Below are 22670 nucleotides of genomic sequence, written 5' to 3' on the forward strand. Positions count from 1 at the left end.
GGCCTCTTTCCTCCATGGATGGCCTCTGCTATGTATTCCGGACTCCTGATTATTCTGCTGCCCCTGATCGCGGGCTGGCTGTTACCCTTTCGTCAGACGGCCATGCTGCGCCGCGTCAATCAGCTACTGGGCTGGATGGTCTATGTGATCCTGTTCTTTATGGGGATCAGCCTGGCGTTCCTGGATAACCTCGGCAGTAATCTGCTGGCGATCTTTCATACCGCGCTGGTGGCGGCCTTCTGCATTCTGCTTTGTAACCTGCTGGCGCTGCGCGGTCTGGAAAAGTTTGCCCCCTGGCAGCATCGCCACCGGCAGGAGAAGCTGCCTTCGCGGCTCAATATGGCGCTGGACTCCCTGAAACTCTGCGGCGTCGTAGTCATCGGTTTTCTGCTTGGCCTGACCCAGTGGCCCCTCCTGCACCACGCCGCCACAGCCAGCGAATATGCGCTGATCTTTCTGCTGTTTCTGGTGGGGATTCAGCTGCGCGGCAGCGGCATGACGCTGCGCCAGATCATCCTTAATCGTCGCGGTATGCTGGTCGCCAGCGTGGTGCTGGTCAGTGCGCTTATCGGCGGCGTGATCGCGGCGCTGCTGCTGGACATGCCGGTGAAAACCGGTCTGGCATTATCCAGCGGCTTTGGCTGGTACTCGCTCTCCGGGATCCTGATGACCGAAGCCTTTGGCCCGGTCATCGGCAGCGCCGCCTTCTTTAACGATCTGATTCGTGAACTGGTCGCTATCATGCTGATTCCGGTACTGATTGGCAGCCATCGCTCCAGCGCACTGGGTCTGTGCGGTGCGACCTCAATGGACTTTACTCTGCCGGTACTGCAGCGGGCAGGTGGCAATGAGATTGTCCCGGCCGCCATCGTGCATGGCTTTGTAATGAGTCTGCTGGCGCCGATTCTTATCGCCCTCTTCTCTGCCTGACATTGTATGGGCCCGTCCGTAGCGCCCAGCCCCGCTACGGACACTGCCTGAAAACAGGGATCGCCATCGTGCGGTCAGGATCAGCCGTTTCGCGCTGATCCGCCTCTCTTCACCATCAAATGGCGGACCGTCAGCCGCGCCTGCGGCTATCCGCCCTCTCCACGCCGCGACTCTGCCAGCGCATTTTTTCACGCCTGCTTTTCTGCCGTGTCGTCTACGCTTCTTTTTTCAGTTCTGGTCACGTCACGTTGCTGGATGGATCGATAAAGGAGAAGCGCATGAAACAAACCGTAGCGGCACTGGTCGCTAAAACGCTGGAAAGCGCAGGGGTAAAACGCATCTGGGGCGTCACCGGGGATTCCCTGAACGGCCTGAGTGACAGCCTGAATCGCATGGGCACTATCGAGTGGATGCCCACGCGCCATGAAGAGGTCGCTGCCTTTGCGGCCGGAGCGGAAGCGCACATCAGCGGAGAACTGGCGGTCTGTGCCGGTTCCTGCGGGCCCGGTAACCTGCATCTGATCAACGGTTTGTTCGACTGCCATCGCAACCGCGTGCCGGTTCTGGCGATTGCGGCACACATCCCCTCCAGCGAAATCGGCAGCGGCTATTTTCAGGAAACGCATCCGCAGGAGTTGTTCCGCGAATGCAGCCACTACTGCGAACTGGTGTCGAATCCGGAGCAGCTACCGCAGGTGCTGGGTATCGCGATGCGAAAGGCGATTCTGAATCGCGGGGTCTCGGTGGTGGTACTGCCAGGGGATATCGCCCTGCAGCTGGCACCGGAAAGCGCCCGCGCGGAGTGGTATCCGCCGCAGTTGCCGCAGGTCCTGCCCCAGCCCGCCGAACTGGCGCAGCTGGCACAGACGCTGAACGAAGCCTCAGACATTACGCTTCTGTGCGGCAGTGGCTGTGCCGGGGCGCATCAGGAGGTGGTCGCGCTGGCTGAGGCGCTGAAGGCACCTATAGTGCATGCGCTGCGCGGAAAAGAGCATATCGAATACGACAACCCTTATGACGTTGGCATGACAGGCCTGATCGGTTTCTCCTCCGGCTTTCACGCCATGATGAACGCCGGAACGCTGGTGTTGCTGGGCACCCAGTTTCCTTATCGCGCTTTCTACCCGGAAAAAGCCCGGATTATCCAGATCGATATTAATCCCGGCAGCCTGGGTTCACACTGTCACGTCGACCAGGCCTATGTGGGTGATGTGAAAAGTACGCTGCAGGCGCTGCTCCCTCAGCTGACGCCGAAAAGCGACAGCCGCCATCTCGACAGCGCGGTAAAGCACTACGCCGGGGCGCGTAAAAGTCTGGACGAGCTGGCGCAGCCCAATGATAAGCAGGCGATCCATCCGCAATATCTGGCGCAGCAGATCAGCCATTTTGCCAGCGACGACGCTATTTTTACCTGCGATGTCGGCACGCCGACCGTCTGGGCGGCGCGCTATCTGAAGATGAACGGCAGACGCCGCCTGCTGGGTTCGTTTAACCACGGCTCAATGGCGAATGCGATGCCGCAGGCGCTGGGCGCGCAGTCGATCGATCGTCATCGTCAGGTCGTTGCGCTGTGCGGCGACGGCGGCTTCAGCATGCTGATGGGCGATTTTATCTCACTGGCGCAGCTGAAAATGCCGGTGAAAATCGTGATTTTCAACAACAGTGTACTGGGCTTCGTGGCGATGGAGATGAAGGCAGGCGGCTATCTGACCGACGGCACGGCGCTGAATAACCCCGATTTCGCCGCGATTGCCGAGGCGTGTGGCATCCGGGGGATCCGCGTGGAAAAGGCGTCGGATCTCAATGGCGCGCTGGAAGCGGCGTTTGCCCATGACGGCCCGGTGCTGGTGGATGTCATTACCGCTAAAGAGGAGCTGGCGATGCCGCCGCAGATCAAGCTGGAGCAGGCTAAAGGCTTCAGCCTCTATATGCTGCGCGCCATTATGAATGGTCGCGGCGACGAGGTGGTAGAACTGGCGAAAACCAACTGGCTGCGGTAAAACAGAGAGGCCATCAGGGCGGGCGCAAGGCCCGCCTTTTTTTCCGCCACGTTCAGGAGCATAAGGTGATCGATTTACGCAGTGATACCGTAACCCGGCCCAGCGCCGCCATGTTAAGCGCGATGATGTCTGCCGAAACCGGTGATGACGTCTATCGCGACGACCCGACCGTCAATGCGCTGGGGGCGGAAGCAGCGCGGCTGAGCGGCAAAGCCGCGGCGCTGTTTTTCCCGACCGGTACCCAGGCCAACCTGGTGGCGCTGCTCAGTCACTGTGAACGTGGTGATGAATATATCGTGGGCCAGCAGGCGCACAACTACAAATATGAGGCGGGCGGTGCGGCGGTGCTGGGGAGCATTCAGCCACAGCCTGTTCTGGCCGCAGAGGATGGCACCCTGCCGCTTGACGTGGTGGCAGCCGCCATCAAGCCGGACGATATTCACTTTGCCCGCACCCGCCTGCTGAGCCTGGAGAACACCCATCACGGTAAGGTTCTGCCGCTGGACTATCTGGAGCAGGCCTGGGCCTTTACCCGCCAGCATCAGCTGGCGCTGCACATCGATGGTGCCCGCATTTTCAATGCAGTGGTCGCCCAGCAGACTATGCTGGCGGCAATCGCACGCTACTGCGACACCCTGACCATCTGTCTCTCCAAAGGGCTCGGTACGCCGGTAGGCTCCCTGCTGTGTGGCGACACGGCGCTGATCGCGCGCGCGCGTCGCTGGCGTAAAATGACCGGCGGCGGCATGCGCCAGGCGGGTATTCTGGCGGCGGCTGGTCTCTACGCGTTAGAGCACAACGTGGCGCGCCTGCAGGAGGATCATGACAATGCCGCCTGGCTGGGCGAGCAGTTGCAGGCACTGGGCGTCAGCGTTATCGATCAGCAGACCAATATGCTGTTTGTGGCGGTGCCGGAAGAGCAGGTCACCGCTCTGGGTGACTGGATGAAGGCGCACGGCGTGTTAATTAGTGTCGGACCCCGTACCCGGCTGGTCACCCATCTTGATGCGGACCGGGCGGCGCTGACGCAGGTCATCGCCCACTGGAAGGCCTTTCTGCAACAGCGCTAACCGCGCTACTCCGCCGCGCCATACTTCTCCAGCAGTGCGGCGGCGATCGCGGCGGTTTCTGCGTCCGGCAGACCGCGATAATCCGCAGGTCGGAAGTGCATCTGAAACGCAGCGATCACCTTCTGCGCCTCGCGGGTGTTCATTCCGGCGGAAGCCGGATAGCCATAGCGTTGCAGGCTCGCCAGCAGGGATTCGGCAGGCACCACAGCATGCGGATCCTGCCCGGCCAGATAAAAGGCAACCCGGCCGGCGTCGGGCCAGGCTCCGATGCCGTGCTGCGCCAGCTGCTGCCAGGGAAACAGCGGCCCCGGATCCTGCTTGCGCTGCGGCGCAATATCACTGTGACCGACGATGTTTTCCGCTGCGATGCCGTAACGCTGCGTAATGTCACGCAGCAGCGCCGTCAGCGCGGCGATCTGCGCGGCGGTAAACGGCTGCCAGTCGAGACCCGTCAGGGTCCGGCGATAGCCCCGATTGACCAGCTCAATGCCAATCGAGGTGTCATTAATGCGGGTGGCCCCGCGCCAGAAGCTGGGACCGGCATGCCATGCAAGCTGCTGCTCCGGCACCAGCTGCCAGATGATCCCCTTTCCGGCGCGCTGCGGTGGCTGACGCGGGATCAGATAGTGGGCGCTGACCTCACGATCGGTGAGGGTCGCCAGCGATGAGGAGAAATCCTCAGCGGTGTAGTGAACCACGATGACCTTCACCCGCGGCCGCGCCCCCTGGGCCGGATGACGCTGATCGGCCCAGTAGCCCTCACGGGATTCGATTCCGGCGTGGCAGCCTGCCAGCAGCAGTGCCAGCATCAGCAGCAGGCCACGTTTCACCGGATAATGACCGCCGTTCCGGTAACGCTGACCATCAGCATGCTGCTCTCTTTGCCGACCGTTTCGTAGTCGATATCGATACCGACCACCGCGTTTGCGCCCAGCGATTTAGCCTGCTGCTCCAGCTCTTCAAAGGCGATCTCCCGCGCTTTGCGCAGCTCTTTCTCATAGGCGCCGGAACGGCCACCGACCACGTCACGGATGCCCGCGAAGAAATCGCGGAAGATGTTGGCACCCAGAATCGCTTCACCGGTGACCACACCGCAATATTCGCTAATGCTGTGACCTTCCAGTGTGGGGGTTGTTGAAAATTTCATCGCATTCTCCTTGTTGAAAACCGGGCCAGGGCTCTTTCGACTAAAAAGCACGACTATACTCTATGCTAAAAAGGGCACCTTGCCAGAGAACCATAAGGAAATCGAGATGAGAAACAATGCGTTTGCGCTCCTGCTCCCAGCGGCGCTGCTGCTCAGCGCCTGTACGACCGTTGAGCCCGTGACAAAGGATAATGGCCCGCGTACCGCACCCTGCATCGAAGGCGGTCCTGACCAGGTGGCCCAGCAGTTTTACGACCTGCGTATCGCGCAGCCTGTTCAGGGGCTGCCTGACAGTAACACACTGGCAAAATACCGCCCTTACCTGAGTGATGCCCTTTATCACTCGCTGCAGATGGCCAGCAGCAGCGGTGCAGGCACTCAGTGGCGCAACAACGATCTCTTTTCCAGTCTCTCTCAGGGTCCGACAGCGGCCAGCGTAGCTGACGCTTCCACCATCCCAAACCGCGACGCGCGCAATATTCCGCTGCGGGTCGATCTGAGCCGCGGCGATAAAAAGTGGCAGGATGAGGTGCTGATGATCCACCAGGGCAGCTGCTGGGTCGTGGATGACGTGCGCTATATGGCGACCCCTGCGCATACGCCCGGTGGCACCCTGAGCCAGGTCCTTGAGCAGGCGAAAAAATAATCCTGTTATTGCAAAGCAGAGAAGCGCAGTCGCCGCCCGGCACTGCGCTTTTTTCATGTCTGCTGTTCATCCCCGGGCCTGATGTGATGCCAGACAGCACATGATATTGTGCTAAACTTTGCGTGTTCAGGCCTGTTTTACAAAATTTAACCCACCTTATTTGCATAACTATTCTGGTGACGTTAAAATCCGCGATACTAATAGCTATTCAAATCTGGCGCATGAGTATTCAACTAAACGCAATAAACTGCTTCTACGGTGCTCATCAGGCGCTGTTCGACATCAATCTTGAATGTCCGCAAGGCGAAACCCTTGTGCTGCTGGGTCCCAGCGGTGCCGGGAAAAGCTCTCTGCTGCGGGTACTTAACCTGCTGGAGCAGCCCCGTTCAGGTCAGTTGCAGATTGCCGGCAATCAGTTTGATTTCAGCCAGAAGCCCTCTGATGCCGCGATCCGCGAACTGCGGCAGAATGTGGGTATGGTGTTTCAGCAATATAATCTCTGGCCGCATCTCACCGTGCTGCAGAATCTGATGGAAGCGCCCTGCCGGGTATTAGGTCTCAGTAAAAGTGAGGCCCGCGCCCGTGCCGACAAGCTGCTCGATCGACTGCGCCTCACGCCTTACAGCGACCGTTTTCCGCTGCACCTCTCAGGTGGTCAGCAACAGCGTGTGGCGATTGCCCGCGCGCTGATGATGGAGCCGCAGGTGCTGCTTTTCGATGAGCCAACCGCCGCGCTGGACCCTGAAATTACCGCACAGATTGTCAGTATCATTCGCGAGCTGGCACAGACCCGTATCACCCAGGTGATTGTGACCCATGAAGTGGAAGTGGCCCGTAAAACCGCCAGCCGCGTCGTCTATATGGAGAATGGTCATATTGTGGAACAGGGCGATGCCAGCCGTTTTACACAGCCGCAAACCGAGGCGTTTGCTCACTATCTTTCGCACTAAGTCAGGATGCTAAAAATGAAAAAAATGGTACTTGCTGCACTGCTTGCTGGTTTTAGCCTGAGCGCCACGGCGGCGCAGACGATTCGTTTTGCGACCGAAGCTTCCTACCCTCCTTTCGAGTTCGTGGACGCTGACAACAAGATTCAGGGGTTTGATGTCGATCTGGCCAATGCGCTCTGTAAAGAGATCGACGCCACCTGCACTTTCACCAATCAGGCGTTTGACAGCCTGATCCCGAGCCTGAAATTCCGCCGCTTCGATGCGGTGATGGCGGGCATGGATATCACGCCGGATCGTGAAAAGCAGGTGCTGTTCACTAAACCTTATTACGACAACTCGGCGCTGTTTGTAGCGCAGAAAGGCAAAGTCGCCAGCGTTGACGCGCTGAAAGGCAAGCGTGTCGGTGTGCAGAACGGCACCACCCATCAGAAATACCTGACGGACAAACACAGCGAGATCACCGTCGTGCCTTACGACAGCTATCAGAACGCAGTGCTGGATCTGAAAAATGGCCGTATCGACGCGGTATTTGGTGACACCGCTGTGGTCAACGAGTGGCTGAAGAAGAACCCTGCGCTGGCTGCCGTCGGCGACAAAGTGACAGATAAAGCTTACTTTGGTACCGGCCTGGGCATTGCGGTCCGCACCGGTAACACCGATCTGCAGACGAAATTCAATGGTGCGCTGGATAAGATCAAAGCCGACGGAACTTACAAAACCATCTACAGCAAATGGTTCCAGCAGTAATTTCTGATGAATGAAATGATGACCCTCGCAAGCGCCGCCGGTATGACCGTCGGCCTTGCTGTTTGTGCTCTCATCGCTGGCCTGGTACTGGCGATGATTTTCGCTGGCTGGGAGTCGCTGCGCCTGAAACCGCTGGCGTGGATTGGCACCGGCCTGGTGACGCTGATTCGCGGCCTGCCGGAAATCCTGGTGGTGCTTTTTATCTATTTCGGTGCCTCTCAGCTCCTGCTCACCCTCTCTGACGGCTTCACGCTCAACTTCGGGCTGTTTCAGCTGCCGGTTCAGATGCAGATCGAAAACTTCGATGTCAGTCCCTTCCTGTGCGGTGTAATTGCGCTGGCGATGCTCTACGCGGCCTATGCTTCGCAAACCCTCCGCGGCGCCCTGAAAGCGGTGCCGGTGGGTCAGTGGGAGTCGGGTCAGGCGCTGGGCATGAAGAAGTCGGCCATCTTTCTGCGACTGATTATGCCGCAGATGTGGCGTCACGCCCTGCCCGGTCTGGGAAACCAGTGGCTGGTGCTGCTCAAGGATACGGCGCTGGTGTCGCTGATCAGCGTGAATGACCTGATGCTGCAGACCAAAAGTATCGCGACCCGCACTCAGGAGCCCTTTACCTGGTTCCTGGTGGCCGCCGCAATCTATTTAGTGATTACCCTGTTAAGCCAGGCAGTGCTGCGTCGCATCGAGCTGCGCACGACACGCTTTGAACGGGGGAACAGCTGATGCTCGCCTATTTACCTGAACTTCTGAAAGGGCTGCACACCAGTCTGACGCTGACGGCCGCCTCGTTGATCGTCGCTCTGCTGCTTGCGCTGCTTTTCACCGTTGTGCTCTCTCTGAAAACGCCGCTGTTTTCGCCGCTGGTCAAAGGCTTTATTACGCTGTTTACCGGCACCCCGCTGCTGGTACAGATCTTCCTGATCTACTACGGGCCGGGACAGTTTCCTTCCCTGCAGCAGGTGCCGTGGCTGTGGCACTTACTGTCGCAGCCATGGCTCTGTGCGATGCTGGCCCTGTCGCTCAACAGCGCCGCCTACACCACGCAGCTCTTTTATGGGGCCGTGCGCGCCATTCCGGCCGGACAGTGGCAGTCGTGCGCGGCGCTCGGCATGAGCCGCAAAGATACCCTGCGCATTCTGCTGCCCTATGCATTTAAACGCGCCCTCTCCTCTTACTCTAATGAGGTGGTGCTGGTGTTTAAAGGCACCTCGCTGGCCTACACTATTACCCTGATGGAAGTCATGGGCCACGGTCAGCTGCTTTATGGCCGCACCTATGACATCACGGTCTATGCTGCAGCAGGGCTGATCTATCTCTGCGTTAATGGCCTGCTGACGCTGATGATGCGACTGATCGAGAAGCGCGCCCTGGCATTTGAACGACGTTCCTGACAGACGGGCGGGTTCCTCCCGCCCTTTTCGCCTGAAAAATCACACCAATTGCATAAAAATTCATTTTATGGCAGGGTATCGCCTTCTCTGGCTGACCACATCACAGGACTCATAAAATGAAAAAATGGATTATCGCCGCCGCGCTGGTTTCGCTTGCTATGAGCACCCAGGCCGCCGAAAAGATTCGTTTTGCCGCTTCAGCGACCTATCCGCCGTTTGAATCACTGGATCAGGAAAACAACCTGGTGGGATTTGATATCGATCTGGCCAAAGCGCTGTGCCAGCAGATGAAAGCGGAGTGCACCTTTACCAACAACGCCTTCGACAGCCTGATCCCGTCACTGAAGTTCCGCCGTTACGACGCGGTGATCTCCGGCATGGATATTACTGCCGAGCGCAGTAAGCAGGTTGATTTCACCCAACCCTATTACGCGAACTCCGCTATCGTGATTGCGCCTAAAGACAAATTCAGTAGCTTTAACGACCTGAAAGGCAAGCGTATTGGCGTTGAGAACGGCACTACCCACCAGAAATATCTGCAGGATAAGCATCCGGAAGTGAAAGTGGTGGCCTATGACAGCTATCAGAATGCGATTCTGGATATAAAAAGTGGCCGGCTGGATGGCGTATTTGGCGACAGCGCAGTCGTAAACCAGTGGCTGAAGAGCAATCCGCAACTCGCCACGGTCGGCGATCATGTCACCGATGCCGACTATTTCGGCACCGGCCTGGGCATTGCCGTGCGAAAAGGCAACACCGCGCTGCTTAATGAGTTCAATCAGGCGCTGGCTGAGCTGAAAACCAGCGGCCGCTGGCAGCAGCTTAATCAGAAGTGGTTCCCGGAGTAATTTCAGGCGGCGCCCCGCGGTGGGGCGCATGTCCGGCTCACTGCTGACGGCGGGTTAACAGCGTCAGCACTTCAAAATGGGCGGTATGCGGAAACATATCGAACAGCTGCACCTTCGTTATCTCATACTCGTCCAGCCGGGCAATGTCCTGCGCCATCGTCTGCGGATTGCAGCTCGAATAGAGCAGATAATCCGGCGCCATCTGGCTGAGGTAGTCACACAGCGCCTTGCCAATCCCGCGGCGAGGCGGATTCACCAGCACCAGCTCAGGCACTGCATCACGCGTGGTAGCAAACGCCGTGGAGTCCAGCGCCGCAAACTGCACCTTTTCCAGCCCCAGCATCTCAGCGGAACGCTGGGCGCATTTGATCGCCTCGGCGCTGATTTCGATACCGGTCAGCGTCATCTCCGGTGTTGCGCAGTGCAGGCCAAAACCGCCCACGCCACAGAACAGATCCCACATGCTGTTGACCGGCAACGCCCTGACCCAGTCGCGCGCGGTGGCATAGAGGGCGCTCGCCACCTGCGGGTTGGTCTGAAAGAAGCTCTGCGGCCGGATCCAGAGTGGCACGCCGTTAAAACGCTCCGGCAGCGCCTGCGCGGGCGTCAGCGCAATCTCCTCATCCCCTTCCAGAATCGCCATGTGCACGGGCTGAATATTGGCCGAGATCACCGCCAGCTGCGGCAGCTGCTGCTGCAGCCACGGCAGCGCGGCGCGCAGCTGTTCCACTTTGGCGGCTGAACGCAGAACGAAGCGCAGCATTACTTCCCCCTGCTGACTTTCGGTTATCAGCAGAAATTTCAGTTCGCCGCGTCTGCGCGCCACGTTATAGGGGGTCAGCCCGGCCCGGGCGATGAACGGTTTCAGAGCCGCAAAAAGCGGCTGGAAAGAGGCAGGATAGAGCGGGCATGCGCAGAGATCGACAGCCTCGCCATCCGGCCTGACCAGCCCCAGCAGCGGACGTTCAACGCTGCCGCTGACCACCATCTTGGCTTTATTGCGAAACGCCTGCTGCGGAGACGCCACCGGCGGCAGCCAGTGAGCTACCGGCCGTTCGGCCAGTAACTGCGCCAGTCTCGCCTGTTTGTCGTCCAGCTGCATGGGATAGGGTTTTTCGAGCCACTGACAGGAGCGGCAGCGGTCAGCGTCATAAAGCGCGCAGTGCATGGTAAAGCCTTAAAGATCGGGTCGGGCGGAGCGCGATTGTATCACCGCTTCCTGAAAAATGCGCGACTGCTGGCGGGCAGAAACAGCAGCATCAGCACCAGCAGGTCGGGGATTTTCTGCGCCAGCGTGTGATGGATGATCTGGACGTTATTGTCGCCATCGATACTGAAAATCTCCGGATAAATCCAGCCCAGCGAGGCGAACAGCATATAGGTCAGCACAATGATTTGTGTCGCGACATAGCCCCAGCGTCCCCGGTTACTGCCGCGCATCAGGATAAAGGCGCAACGCAGCTCGAACAGGAAGATCAGCTGGCTGGCAATGAAAATCAGCGTTGCGTCCCAGGACTGGGCGCTGCGGTGAACAAAGTTAGCGAGTTCGCTGTAGCCCAGCTCGTTTGCCAGCATCAGAACGCTCAGACAGCGGGTTGCAATAATCGCAATACCTGCCACCGTCACCGGCACCGGCGCGCTGTCCAGCGTAATACTGCTTTTGAAGATGTCTGACATAGTCCCTGACTCCACCGGATCAAAAAACGGGCCGGATAAACCGGCCCGTTCATATAGTGGCAAAGGTTAGCGATTTCAGCCACGTTTAGCTTTCTGAATATCACTTAAACGCTGTTTTTCTTCGTGTGCCATGAACCGCCAGGCGATAAAACCGACAAGGCCGACCACAAACAGAATCAGGGAAGCCAGCGCATTGATTTCCGGGTTAACGCCGCGTCGCACGGTAGCGAAGATTGCCATCGGCAGCGTGGTTGCGCCTGGTCCGGTAACAAAGCTGGCGATAACCAGATCGTCGAGTGACAGGGTAAAGGCCAGCAGCCAGCCGGTCACAATCGCTGGCACAATCATGGGGACGGTTATCACGAAAAAAACCTTCAGAGGCGTGGCACCCAGATCCATCGCCGCCTCTTCAATTGAGCGGTCCAGTTCACGCAGACGCGAGTTGATCACCACCGCCACATACGCCGTACAGAAGGTGACATGCGCCAGCCAGATGGTCAGCATGCCACGCTCAGACGGCCAGCCGATGGCATTACCCATTGCAACAAACAGCAGCAGCAGCGACAGGCCGGTGATCACGTCGGGCATCACCAGCGGGGCCGTCAGCATAAAGGCAAAGCCATTGTGCCCGCGAAAGCGCCCGAAGCGCACGATAATGACCGCCGCCAGCGTGCCCAGCACCACCGCCATCGTCGCAGAAAGCCCGGCAATGCTCAGGCTCAGCACGACCGCATCTATCATCGCACTGTCCTGAAACAGCACCTTATACCAGTGGAATGAGAAGCTCTCCCATACGGTTACCAGCGGGGAGCTGTTGAAGGAGTAAACCACCAGCAGCAGCATCGGCGCATAGAGAAACAGAAAACAGCAGACCAGAATGGCGGTCCGCCAGGGTGAGCGGATGGTGGGCAGATTATTCATGCCTTCTCTCCCATTTCACGGTTTTGATGCTTATGGAACCAGATAATCGGCAGAATCAGGATCAGCAGGATAATCACCGCCAGCGCCGAGGCTACCGGCCAGTCGCGGTTATTAAAGAACTCCTGCCACAGGATACGGCCAATCATGATGCTGTCCGGCCCGCCAAGCAGTTCCGGGATGACGTACTCCCCGACCGCCGGAATAAACACCAGCATCGATCCGGCAATAATGCCGCCTTTTGTCAGCGGCACGATCACGCTGAAAAAGGTCTTCAGCGGGCGCGCCCCCAGATCCAGCGACGCCTCCACCAGCGAGTAGTCAATGCGGGTCAGCGCGGTGTAGATCGGCAGCACCATAAACGGCAGATAGCAGTAGACGATACCGATATAGACCGCGGTATTGGTATAGAGGATCACCAGCGGATGATCGATCACACCAAGCCACATCAGGAAACGGTTCAGAATGCCATTGTTGTTCAGCAGCCCCATCCAGGCATAGACGCGCACCAGGAAGGAGGTCCATGACGGCAGGATCACCAGCAGCAGCAGGATGGTCCGCATCGACGGTTTGCTGTGCGCCACCGCCCAGGCCAGCGGATAACCAATCAGCAGACAGATCACGGTGGAGATCGCTGCCACTTTCAGCGACTGCAGATAGGCGTCAATATAGAGCGGATCGTCAGTCAGCGTCAGGTAGTTGCCGAAATTCAGCACGATGCTGAACTGGTCATCGGCCCAGCTCACCAGCTCGGTGTACGGGGGGATCGCGCGCGCAATGTCGGCGAAGCTGATTTTCAGTACCGTCAGAAACGGCAGCAGAAACAGCAGCACCAGCCAGACATAAGGCAAGGCGATGACCAGTTTGCGGCCATGCTGCATTTTAACCCGCGTGGCCCAGCGCTGCAGCGGCGTGCCGACCAGGCGGGCAGGCGCTTTAGCGCGTTGAAAAATCTGGCTCATCGTCGCTCCTTAAACCGTCAACACCACACAGCTGTCGCTTTCCCAGCAGAGACGCACTTCATCTCCCCAGGTCGGCAACCCTTTGCGATAGCGATGCGCGTTCTGCAGCTGTGCGCTGATCATCTGTCCGCTGTGCAGACGGACATGGAAGATGGAGAGATCGCCGAGATAGGCGATATGCACCACTTCACCCACCGCGAAGTTACAGCCGTCGGCCGGCACCTCATCGCACAGCATCACTTTTTCCGGCCGCAGCGCGACGTGCACCGGCACGTTATCCACCACGGAAACATCGGAGTCGACCTTCAGCGGATGCATCAGGCCGGGACTGTCGATCACCAGACCGTCCGCCTGACGTTCGCGCAGTAAGCCTTCGAAGACGTTCACGGAGCCGATGAACTCCGCACTGTAACGGCTGGTCGGATGCTCGTAGATCTCCTCCGGCTCGCCAATCTGCACGAACTTGCCGCGGTTCATGATCGCGATGCGGCCTGCCATGGTCATCGCCTCTTCCTGATCGTGAGTCACCATCACACAGGTGGCGCCAACGCGCTCCAGAATATCGACCACTTCCAGCTGCATCCGGTCGCGCAGTTTTTTATCCAGCGCGCCCATCGGCTCGTCCAGCAGCAGCAGCTTGGGGCGTTTCGCCAGGCTGCGGGCCAGCGCCACGCGCTGACGCTGGCCGCCGGAGAGCTGATGCGGTTTGCGTTTCGCAAACTCCTGCATGTGCACCAGTGCCAGCATCTCGGCGACACGACTGGCAATCTCCCCTTTTGGCAGCCGATCCTGCTTCAGACCAAAGGCGATGTTCTGCTCCACCGTCATGTGGGGAAACAGCGCGTAGGACTGAAACATCATGTTAATCGGGCGCTGATAGGGCGCCACGTGCGACAGATCCTGACCATCCAGCACAATCTGACCGCTGGTGGGCGGCTCAAAACCGGCCAGCATGCGCAGCAGCGTTGACTTGCCGCAGCCTGAGGCACCCAGCAGCGCGAAAATTTCGCCTTTATAAATGGTCAGGCTGACATCATCCACAGCGTGCTGGCCGTCAAAGGATTTGGTCAGGTTGCGAATTTCCAGCAGGGGCGTTAATGCCTTTGCGGTTTTATGTTGAGGGCGGGGAATAGCATCGTTCACAAAGGGTTCTCTCCGGAGCCAGGCGGAACATGGCGGCAAAATCCGCCGCTAAAAATGGCACAACAGAGGCCGACACTGCGCCTCTGTTGCTGATGCGTGACAGGTCAATCCGCTCGGGACGAACTACTTACCACTTTTTACTTTAGTCCATGCACGCGTACGCACACGATCCAGTTTCGGATCCTGGACTTTCAGCACAAACAATTTCGACATCGCTTCCGGCGTCGGGAAGATACCCGGATTGTTGCGGATGTCGGCGTTGATCAGCGGCAGCGACGCTTTGTTGCCGTTGGCATAGTTCATTTTGTTAGAGACATCAGCGATCACTTTCGGATCCATGATGTAGTTGAGCCAGGCGTAGGCACCGTCCAGATTTTTCGCATCTTTCGGGATCGCCATCATGTCGAAGAACGCCAGCGCCCCCTCTTTCGGCACGCTGTAGCCCAGATGCACGCCGTTTTTCGCGGCATCGGCACGGTTTTTCGCCTGCAGAATATCGCCTGACCAGCCGATCGCCACGCAGGTGTTGCCGTTCGCCAGATCGTTGATGTACTGGGACGAATGGAAATAGCGGATGTTCGGGCGCAGCTTCAGCAGCAGATCCGTGGCCGCACCAGAGTAATCTTTCGCATCGGTGCTGTTCGGATCTTTGCCGAGATAGTTAAGCACCGTGGCGAAGATCTCCTCTGGCGCATCCAGGAAAGAGACGCCACAGCTTTTCAGCTTCTCCAGGTTTTCTGGCTTCAGCACCAGATCCCAGCTGTTGACCGGTGCATCCGCACCCAGCGCGGCTTTCACCTTGTCGATGTTGTAGCCGATGCCGGTGGTGCCCCACAGATAAGGAATGGCATATTTGTTACCCGGATCGTGCTGGGCCACCTTTTCCATCAGCGCCGGATCGAGATTCTTGTAGTTAGGCAGTTTGCTCTTATCCAGCGGCTGGAAGACGCCGGACTGCAGCTGACGCGCCAGGAAGCTGGAAGATGGCACCACCACATCGTAGCCGGTGCTGCCCGCCATGAGTTTGCCTTCCAGCACTTCGTTGGAGTCAAACACATCGTAGACCACTTTAATACCGGACTGCTTTTCGAAGTTCGGCACCGTGTCTGGCGAGATATAGTCGGACCAGTTGTAGACATGCAGCGTTTTATCTTCCGCCATGCTGCTGGCCGAGGTGGCCATCAGCGCAGCAGCTACCACAGCTGACAGCCATTTCTGACGTGAGTTGAACATATTTTCCATCCTCCTGAGCGGGTCATTACAACGCTGCAAATCAGAGATCCCTGCATTGCGTTCTGTACAAGACGTCAGTGACACAATGAATCATTATTCAGCGGGAGTTTAATAGCAAAAACCTATAGCCGGGGCGAAGTTACGCGCCTGTTACAGCCCCGCAAGCATAGCCCCCCCGGTCAGGCTGTACCAGACCCCAGCGTAAAAAACGCCTGAAACCGATATTTTATGCATGTTTGAGCTATGAGGTTCGGCTTTGATGGCATAAACCACGACAAATATCTGGCGTTAAAGGGCAAAATGCAGAATAAAAAAAGGCGACGGCAGGCGGCGGGCATAAAAAAGCCGTCTCATGGACGGCTCAGTGGGTGACCCTGTCAGGCTTAGTGCAGCACGGAATGGACGCTGGTCACCGGAACGTGCTCTTCTTCTTCGCCGACAATCAGCAGATTGTTGGCGAAGGCTTCCAGGATCACCATGGAGATCTGCTCCTCGCTCTGTTTCATAAAGTGCGAGAACTGACCAAAGGTTAATCCGGCGGTCGTGACCATAGACTGACAGACAATGAGCTTCGGCAGATTATCATCCTGAATGTCGACAAAGGCTTTCACGGTCAGTGAACTTGCATTGATTTGCGACAAATCACCGACCAGGGGGATCAGTGCCGTCGGCTTCACTTCAGCCAGTGCCGAAAAGAGAATGACGTTGTCGACCAGATCGATTTTGGCGTCAAACACCCCATCGAAGTTTTGCATGTGTGGCAGATGAAGTGCCTGACAGGCATCGCATTCGAACCAGGTGATATTTTGCTGATCCAGCCAGCGACGCAACAGGTCGATATCCGGAACGACAAGAGAATCCATCGTAAAATCTCTGTGGGGTGATAAACAGGCGACTTAGCTTACGGAAAAATGCGCGACGATGCCACGAAAACTACTGAAAAGCGCGGATCAGCCAGCGGTTTTAGGACGGCGCCCGGGGGTAGCCTGCTGCTCGATATGCGCGATCATCAGGCCGGCGATGTTGAGCTCGCAGCAGCGCTCAATACCTTCCAGACCGGGTGAGGCGTTGACTTCCATCACCAGCGGACCACGATGGGCGCGCAGAATATCAACGCCCGCCACGTCCAGGCCGAGCGTCGCCGCTGCCTGCACGGCGATCTGCCGCTCCTGCTGCGTGATCGCCACCGGATACGCTTTACCACCACGGTGCAGATTAGAGCGAAAATCGCCCTCTTTCGCCACCCGCTCAATGGCGGCCACCACCTGATCGCCAATCACCAGACAGCGGATATCGCGCCCTTCGGCTTCTTTAATAAACTCCTGCACCAGGATATGCGCATTCAGGCCACGAAAGGCATCGATGACACTTTCCGCTGCCTGACGGGTCTCTGCCAGCACGACGCCGATACCCTGCGTGCCTTCGACCAGCTTTACCACCAGCGGCGCCCCGCCTACCATCGCCATCAGATCCTGGGTGTCATCGGGTGAAGAGGCAAAGCCGGTGACCGGCATGTCGATCCCCTCCCGCGCCAGCAGCTGCAGCGAGCGCAGCTTGTCACGGGTACGGGTAATGGCGGCGGACTCATTGAGCGGATAGCTGCCGCACATCTCAAACTGCCGCAGCACCGCCGTGCCATAAAAGGTAATGGCGTTGCCGATACGCGGGATCACGGCATCAAAATGCGCCAGCGGTTCACCCCGATAGTGAACCGCCGGAGAGGCCGGGTTGATATTCATATAACAGGAGAGCGGATCGATGATCTGCACAGCATGGCCACGTGCAGCTGCCTCGTCACGCAGTCGCTGACTGGAGTAGAGCGTCTCATCGCGTGACAGAATGGCTATCTTCATTTCAGCTCCCTGTTTCAGGTTTACCGCGTAGCCCAGCCCTGCTGATGCAGATAATCCAGCATGAACGGGCGTGTCTCTTTGATGATCAGGCGCTGAATCAGCTCGCTCCAGGTTTCGCTACGCTGGTTGCTGTCGCGCTGCTGATAATAAAGTTCGGTGCGGCTATCGTATTCTTTCAGTACGGCCGGATCCAGCGGATGGTAGCGGTTCTCATGCACCAGCATCGCGTGCGGCATACGCGGTTTCACGTCCGGTTTTGACTCCGGATGCCCCAGGCAGAATCCGAACAGCGGCAGAACAAATTTTGGCAGACCCAGCAGTTCGGTCACTTCCGCAATACTGTTACGGATGCCGCCGATAAAAACGCCACCCAGCTCAAGGGATTCGGCAGCGACCATCGCATTCTGCGCCATCAGCGCGGTGTCCACGCAGCCCAGCAACAGCTGCTCGGCACGGCCCAGCTGCGCATCCGGACAAATCTGCAGATGGCGATTAAAGTCAGCGCAGAAGACCCAGAATTCCGCTGCATCCGCCACCCAGGTCTGCCCGCCTGTCAGGGGAACCAGCTTGTCGCGCAATGCTTTATCAGTAATACGCACGATCGATGAGCACTGTAAAAAACTGGAGGTGGAGGCCGATTGCGCCGCAGTAATAATCGCCTCGCGTTGCTCATCGCTGACGGGCTGGTCAGTAAACGCGCGAATGGAACGGTGGCTACACAGTAAATCAATGGTCGGTGTCATAAAGTCTCCAGCAATATTATCTTTTTTTATCAATCTGATTAAACAACTGTGGCGCGATCGCTTTCGCGGTACGCCACATTAACAGCCAGGCCGCAGGCAGCATCAGGAGCACACCCGTGATAAACAGCACCGTGGCCGGTGTGCTGGCATCCATCTGACCGGGCAGCGGCAGCCAGTGATTTATCAGCAACAGCGCGCCCAGAATGAGCAGGCCACCCGCCGCTTCAAGCAGCACAACCACTCGCGGTAATCGGGCCATACTTTGCATCACATCCTCCTGCCTTTGCGGATGACTGAGCGTCAATTATGGTCAACAACCCCAAAATTGCGCGGGATACGCTGCACCGCGGGCGAAAAAGCATCAGATTCAGACGCTTCCTGACCGTGCGGCTATAGCGAGCGGGCATCAGACTAACAGGCAAATCCTGCTTTCCTTAAGCGATACGAGCGGGCATCATGGATCCCCTTCCCTGTTTTGTTGTGTGACATCCATCACACAATAGTCGCCGTAAGGAGTTCTCAATGATTGCTGTAATTTTTGGTCGCCCAGGCTGTCCCTATTGTGTCCGTGCTCATGAACTGGCCGACAAACTGACGGCTGAACGCGATGACTTCAGCTACCAGTATGTGGATATCCAGGCTGAAGGCATCACCAAAGCCGACCTGGAAGCCAGCGCTGGCAAGCCGGTCAGCACCGTGCCGCAGATTTTTGTGGATGAGAAACATATCGGTGGCTATACCGAGTTTGCCGCCTGGACCAAAGAAAATCTGGGCTTTGTTGCGTAAGCAGTGAGGTCAGAAGCAGAAAAGGCGAGGCAGGATATTCCTGTCTCGCCTTTTTATTGCCTGCCCGTCAGCCGCTACTGAAGTGACGCCATCACAATCTGCATCAGCCGTACCAGCAGCGCCCCGCAGCCCGCCCAGAAAAGTGCGCTCAGGCACCAGGCAAGCACGAAGAGTGTGCTGCTGTAAACAAACAGGCTGTTATTTAACAGGATTGCGCCCAGTAATGTTCCCCATAATCCCATCATTAGCGTGCTTTTTAACGGGCTTTCCACCTGCAACAGGGCCATCACGATGCCGGGCAACATAAACAGCAAGAGTTCGGGCTGGCCACGAAGCGGACCGGGACCGACCTGCCAGAAATGACAGGTAAAGACAAACACCAGACTGTACAGCACCACGCCGCACAGGCGGGTACTCCAGAGATAAGAACGCTGCGGCATATCACCCCACTGATGAAAAGTAATTCTGACAATAACCTGCTGTTAACCCTGATGCGTTCTGATGGAAATAAAAAGAAACAGTTCGCCGTGGCAATGAAAACAACGTGCCAATGGCTGAGGATGATATTTGTGATTAGAATAGCGCCGCACTAAAGGTTCCATTGGCAGTGTTGATACAACGGTTTTTCAACGGCCTGCTCACGATAGCGAAAAACAGGCCACTCTTCAACAGGTTACATGTAAACAAGAAGTTAAACAGTGAATATTAACGTCGCAGGATTGTTAAGCGGAAATGACATTTTGTTATTATTTGTCGTTTTGGCGCTCGGCCTCTGTCTGGGTAAGTTACGCCTTGGTTCGGTTCAGCTGGGAAATTCAATTGGCGTATTGGTTGTTTCTCTCCTGTTAGGCCAGCAGCACTTCACGATTAATACGGATGCCCTGAGCCTGGGCTTTATGCTATTTATTTTTTGTGTGGGTGTGGAAGCCGGTCCCAACTTTTTTTCTATTTTCTTCCGCGACGGAAAAAACTATTTCATGCTCGCCATCGTCATGGTGGTCAGCGCGCTGGCGCTGGCACTCGGGCTGGGCAAACTCTTTGGCTGGGATATCGGTCTTACTGCGGGCATGCTGGCTGGGTCAATGACCTCCACGCCGGTTCTGGTCGGGGCAGGCGACACGCTGCGGCAAAGCATCGGCGATCCAAAGCAGCTTGCCATGATGCAGGATCAGCTGAGTCTCGGCTATGCCGTGACCTATCTGATCGGTCTGGTCAGCCTGATATTTGGCGCGCGCTATCTGCCCCGGTTGCAACATCAGGATCTTCCGACCTGCGCCCAGCAGATTGCCCGTGAGCGCGGACTGGACGCCGACAGCCAGCGCAAAGTCTTCCTGCCGGTGATCCGCGCCTACCGTGTCGGTCCGGAGCTGGTTGCGTGGAGCGGGGGTAAAAATCTGCGCGAACTGGGCATCTACCGTCAGACCGGTTGCTATATTGAACGCATCCGCCGCAACGGTATTCTTGCCAGTCCCGATGGCGATGCGGTGTTGCAGCTCGGCGATGATATTTCACTGGTGGGTTATCCCGATGCTCACGCCCGGCTTGACCCCAGCTTTCGCAACGGCAAAGAGGTCTTCGATCGCGATCTGCTGGATATGCGTATCGTCACCGAAGAGATCGTGGTGAAGAACCATAATGCGGTTAATAAACGCCTGAGCAAATTAAACCTTACCGATCACGGCTGCTTCCTGAACCGGGTTATCCGCAGCCAGATTGAGATGCCGATTGACGACAGCATCATGCTCAATAAAGGGGATGTGCTGCAGGTCAGTGGCGAGGCGCGTCGGGTAAAAAGCGTGGCGGATCGCATTGGCTTTATCGCCATTCACAGTCAGATGACCGATCTGCTGGCATTCTGTGCTTTCTTTATTGTGGGGCTGATGATCGGGCTGATCACGTTCCAGTTCAGCAACTTCAGTTTTGGTATCGGTAACGCGGCGGGTCTGCTGTTCGCCGGGATCATGCTCGGCTTCCTGCGAGCCAACCATCCGACCTTTGGCTATATCCCGCAGGGCGCCCTGACGATGGTCAAAGAGTTCGGTCTGATGGTGTTTATGGCGGGCGTGGGATTAAGTGCCGGCAGCGGCATTAATCACGGCGTCAGCAGCGACGGTGCGCTGATGCTGCTGTGCGGCCTGCTGGTCAGCCTGGTGCCGGTGATCCTCTGCTATCTGTTTGGTGCCTACGTGCTACGGATGAACCGCGCCCTGCTGTTTGGCGCCATCATGGGCGCACGCACCTGTGCGCCTGCCATGGAGATCATCAGCGACACGGCACGCAGCAATATTCCGGCGCTGGGCTATGCCGGCACCTATGCTATCGCCAACGTTTTACTGACGCTGGCCGGCACGCTGATTGTGATTATCTGGCCGATATTGCCTTTATAAAATTTTTTTGACTGCGTCCAGAACTTTATTGTTAAGCCGCAGTCCTAATAAGTGCCACTGCTTTTCTTTGAAAATCCCCAAATTGTGGAGCCCGCTGGTCTTTTTCCCGGCGGGTTTTTTTATGGCTTTTATCGCTCTCCGGCCCGCAGGATGCCTGCCGAATCGGCAACTTACCGTCTCTGAATTGTCATAAAACTTAAACCATTCCACAACTTCCCCCCAGATTAAGAGCCTTTCTATAGACGGACTGCGTTGTAAAAAGCAGGATAGACCGCTGTTTGATTAGCAATTTGTGCTGATTAATTGGGGGAGCGCACTGTCGCCGATCGTTTTTTGCCGCGGTTATCTGACGGCCTGACGCTATGTCATCCGCTGCCGTTAACCCTGCTGCCTGCTGAGGAATTTATCCCGAAATGGAAGAGCTGAATCACGCCTTATTTACTGCTATCAACGCCACACCGGCATCGCCCGCCTGGTTACTGCAACTGGCGACCTTTATTGCCAAAGATCTTATCGCCATTGTGCCGCTGTTAATTGTGGCGATGTGGCTCTGGGGACCGCGCGATCAGGTCTCTTCACAGCGGGTGCTGGTTCTGAAAACCGGCATGGCGCTGATCTATGCGCTGGCGATCTCCTGGTGTGTCGGCCAGCTGTTACCGCATCCCCGCCCTTTCGCCATTGGTTTAGGTTATCAGTTCCTGCATCATGCGGCCGATGACTCCTATCCCAGCGATCACGGCACCACCATATTTACCTTTGCGCTGGCCTTTATCTTCTGGCATCGCCTCTGGTCGGGTGTGGTGCTGATGGTGGTGGGTTGCGCTATCGCCTGGTCCCGGGTCTATCTGGGTGTGCACTGGCCAATGGATATGCTGGGCGGCTTCCTGGTGGGGCTGTTAAGCTGCCTGGCTTCGCATCTGGCATGGCAGTTCTACGGCGAACGGCTGCTGGCGGTCATTAATCCGCTTTATCGCGCGCTGTTTGCGGTGCCGATTCGCAAAGGCTGGACACAGGACTAAGAAAGAGAGTCGGGGTCAGGATCTGATCGCAATGGATAAGCGAACGCGAGCGAAACAGGAAAAGTGAAACAGAGCGTCCCGCGCCATGAACGGCGCGGGACGGGCATCTCAGGGAGAAACAATGTTGCGTTTTACCACGCTGATCGGTTCCGGGAGCAGACTCTGTTCTGCCGCTCGGGGCACATGAATCAACGCTCTCAGGGAGATCTCAGCGCACCCC

General features: G+C 57.3%; 25 protein-coding genes. 12 read left to right on the plus strand and 13 right to left on the minus strand.

The features are described from left to right. The first annotated feature begins 30 nt into the window (after window positions 1–30). The 3 genes from RT657_RS03525 to ltaE all read left to right on the plus strand — a co-directional run bounded on the left by RT657_RS03525 (window position 31) and on the right by ltaE (window position 4000). Window positions 31–930 carry a lysine exporter LysO family protein gene (locus RT657_RS03525; protein WP_313652525.1) on the plus strand — a complete coding sequence of 300 codons (900 nt, stop codon included), beginning with the start codon at window positions 31–33 and terminating at the stop codon, window positions 928–930. A 278-nt stretch (window positions 931–1208) separates the two neighbouring features. Further along, window positions 1209–2930, plus strand: coding sequence for a ubiquinone-dependent pyruvate dehydrogenase (gene poxB / locus RT657_RS03530; protein ID WP_313652526.1), 1722 nt, complete (start codon window positions 1209–1211; stop codon window positions 2928–2930). Between the two features lie 65 nt (window positions 2931–2995). Beyond that, window positions 2996–4000, plus strand: a complete 1005-nt coding sequence (ltaE, locus tag RT657_RS03535; protein ID WP_313652527.1) for a low-specificity L-threonine aldolase — start codon at window positions 2996–2998, stop codon at window positions 3998–4000. A gap of 5 nt (window positions 4001–4005) precedes the next feature. On the opposite strand, the gene RT657_RS03540 is transcribed toward ltaE, so the two are convergent. Beyond that, on the minus strand, window positions 4006–4830 hold the full coding sequence (locus RT657_RS03540; protein WP_313652528.1) for an N-acetylmuramoyl-L-alanine amidase: 825 nt from the start codon (window positions 4828–4830) through the stop codon (window positions 4006–4008). Next, window positions 4827–5147, minus strand: coding sequence for a heavy metal-binding domain-containing protein (locus RT657_RS03545; RefSeq protein ID WP_128085259.1), 321 nt, complete (start codon window positions 5145–5147; stop codon window positions 4827–4829). The genes RT657_RS03540 and RT657_RS03545 overlap by 4 nt, the downstream gene beginning before the upstream one ends. A gap of 106 nt (window positions 5148–5253) precedes the next feature. Between RT657_RS03545 and RT657_RS03550 the strand changes: the two genes are divergently transcribed. The 6 genes from RT657_RS03550 to RT657_RS03575 all read left to right on the plus strand — a co-directional run bounded on the left by RT657_RS03550 (window position 5254) and on the right by RT657_RS03575 (window position 9729). Next, window positions 5254–5793: a lipoprotein gene (locus RT657_RS03550; protein WP_313652529.1), complete on the plus strand. Its 540-nt coding sequence runs from the start codon at window positions 5254–5256 to the stop codon at window positions 5791–5793. 221 nt (window positions 5794–6014) lie between these two features. Next, entirely contained in the window at window positions 6015–6743 is a 729-nt protein-coding gene (gene artP, locus RT657_RS03555; RefSeq protein WP_313652530.1) for an arginine ABC transporter ATP-binding protein ArtP, read from the plus strand. 15 nt (window positions 6744–6758) lie between these two features. Further along, a complete protein-coding gene (gene artJ, locus RT657_RS03560; RefSeq protein ID WP_313652531.1) occupies window positions 6759–7490 on the plus strand; it encodes an arginine ABC transporter substrate-binding protein in 732 nt (243 codons plus the stop codon). Between the two features lie 6 nt (window positions 7491–7496). Next, window positions 7497–8213 (plus strand): arginine ABC transporter permease ArtQ, encoded by a 717-nt coding sequence (gene artQ / locus RT657_RS03565; protein WP_313652532.1) that lies wholly within the window; start codon window positions 7497–7499, stop codon window positions 8211–8213. Next, the gene (gene artM / locus RT657_RS03570) at window positions 8213–8881 is read left to right on the plus strand and encodes an arginine ABC transporter permease ArtM (RefSeq protein ID WP_313652533.1); all 669 of its coding nucleotides are present in this window, start codon (window positions 8213–8215) and stop codon (window positions 8879–8881) included. The genes artQ and artM overlap by 1 nt, the downstream gene beginning before the upstream one ends. Before the next feature lie 116 nt (window positions 8882–8997). Further along, entirely contained in the window at window positions 8998–9729 is a 732-nt protein-coding gene (locus RT657_RS03575; protein ID WP_313652534.1) for an arginine ABC transporter substrate-binding protein, read from the plus strand. A 37-nt stretch (window positions 9730–9766) separates the two neighbouring features. Here the strand turns inward: RT657_RS03575 and rlmC are convergent, their stop codons facing one another. The 10 genes from rlmC to RT657_RS03625 form a co-directional block, all read right to left on the minus strand. After that, on the minus strand, window positions 9767–10897 hold the full coding sequence (rlmC, locus tag RT657_RS03580; protein ID WP_313652535.1) for a 23S rRNA (uracil(747)-C(5))-methyltransferase RlmC: 1131 nt from the start codon (window positions 10895–10897) through the stop codon (window positions 9767–9769). Window positions 10898–10938: 41 nt separating this feature from the next. Beyond that, window positions 10939–11406 (minus strand): YbjO family protein, encoded by a 468-nt coding sequence (locus RT657_RS03585; RefSeq protein ID WP_313652537.1) that lies wholly within the window; start codon window positions 11404–11406, stop codon window positions 10939–10941. A gap of 75 nt (window positions 11407–11481) precedes the next feature. Next, window positions 11482–12327 (minus strand): putrescine ABC transporter permease PotI, encoded by an 846-nt coding sequence (gene potI / locus RT657_RS03590; protein WP_313652538.1) that lies wholly within the window; start codon window positions 12325–12327, stop codon window positions 11482–11484. Beyond that, window positions 12324–13286, minus strand: a complete 963-nt coding sequence (gene potH / locus RT657_RS03595) for a putrescine ABC transporter permease PotH (RefSeq protein ID WP_111141219.1) — start codon at window positions 13284–13286, stop codon at window positions 12324–12326. Before potH ends, potI begins: the two co-directional genes overlap by 4 nt. Window positions 13287–13295: 9 nt before the next feature. Next, a complete protein-coding gene (gene potG, locus RT657_RS03600; protein WP_288475903.1) occupies window positions 13296–14429 on the minus strand; it encodes a putrescine ABC transporter ATP-binding subunit PotG in 1134 nt (377 codons plus the stop codon). A gap of 123 nt (window positions 14430–14552) precedes the next feature. Then, window positions 14553–15662: a spermidine/putrescine ABC transporter substrate-binding protein PotF gene (gene potF, locus RT657_RS03605; protein WP_313652540.1), complete on the minus strand. Its 1110-nt coding sequence runs from the start codon at window positions 15660–15662 to the stop codon at window positions 14553–14555. Between the two features lie 383 nt (window positions 15663–16045). After that, complete coding sequence (locus RT657_RS03610) at window positions 16046–16525, minus strand: YbjN domain-containing protein (RefSeq protein WP_313652542.1); 480 nt, start codon at window positions 16523–16525, stop codon at window positions 16046–16048. Window positions 16526–16612: 87 nt separating this feature from the next. Continuing rightward, window positions 16613–17515: a 30S ribosomal protein S6--L-glutamate ligase gene (gene rimK, locus RT657_RS03615; RefSeq protein ID WP_313652543.1), complete on the minus strand. Its 903-nt coding sequence runs from the start codon at window positions 17513–17515 to the stop codon at window positions 16613–16615. Between the two features lie 20 nt (window positions 17516–17535). Beyond that, the gene (gene nfsA / locus RT657_RS03620) at window positions 17536–18258 is read right to left on the minus strand and encodes an oxygen-insensitive NADPH nitroreductase (protein ID WP_313652545.1); all 723 of its coding nucleotides are present in this window, start codon (window positions 18256–18258) and stop codon (window positions 17536–17538) included. A 16-nt stretch (window positions 18259–18274) separates the two neighbouring features. Beyond that, entirely contained in the window at window positions 18275–18526 is a 252-nt protein-coding gene (locus RT657_RS03625; RefSeq protein WP_313652546.1) for a DUF1418 family protein, read from the minus strand. Window positions 18527–18780: 254 nt separating this feature from the next. On the opposite strand from RT657_RS03625, the gene RT657_RS03630 reads away from it, so the two are divergent. Further along, entirely contained in the window at window positions 18781–19044 is a 264-nt protein-coding gene (locus RT657_RS03630) for a GrxA family glutaredoxin (RefSeq protein ID WP_111141213.1), read from the plus strand. Window positions 19045–19118: 74 nt separating this feature from the next. On the opposite strand, the gene ybjM is transcribed toward RT657_RS03630, so the two are convergent. Further along, window positions 19119–19484 (minus strand): inner membrane protein YbjM, encoded by a 366-nt coding sequence (ybjM, locus tag RT657_RS03635; protein ID WP_313652548.1) that lies wholly within the window; start codon window positions 19482–19484, stop codon window positions 19119–19121. A 258-nt stretch (window positions 19485–19742) separates the two neighbouring features. Between ybjM and RT657_RS03640 the strand changes: the two genes are divergently transcribed. Together RT657_RS03640 and ybjG are read left to right on the plus strand one after the other, a co-directional pair. After that, entirely contained in the window at window positions 19743–21431 is a 1689-nt protein-coding gene (locus RT657_RS03640) for an aspartate:alanine antiporter (RefSeq protein ID WP_313652549.1), read from the plus strand. A gap of 413 nt (window positions 21432–21844) precedes the next feature. Then, window positions 21845–22450, plus strand: a complete 606-nt coding sequence (gene ybjG, locus RT657_RS03645; RefSeq protein ID WP_313652550.1) for an undecaprenyl-diphosphate phosphatase — start codon at window positions 21845–21847, stop codon at window positions 22448–22450. Window positions 22451–22670: the final 220 nt, after the last annotated feature.

Source organism: Pantoea sp. (assembly GCF_032114055.1).
Classification (GTDB): Bacteria; Pseudomonadota; Gammaproteobacteria; order Enterobacterales; family Enterobacteriaceae; genus Pantoea.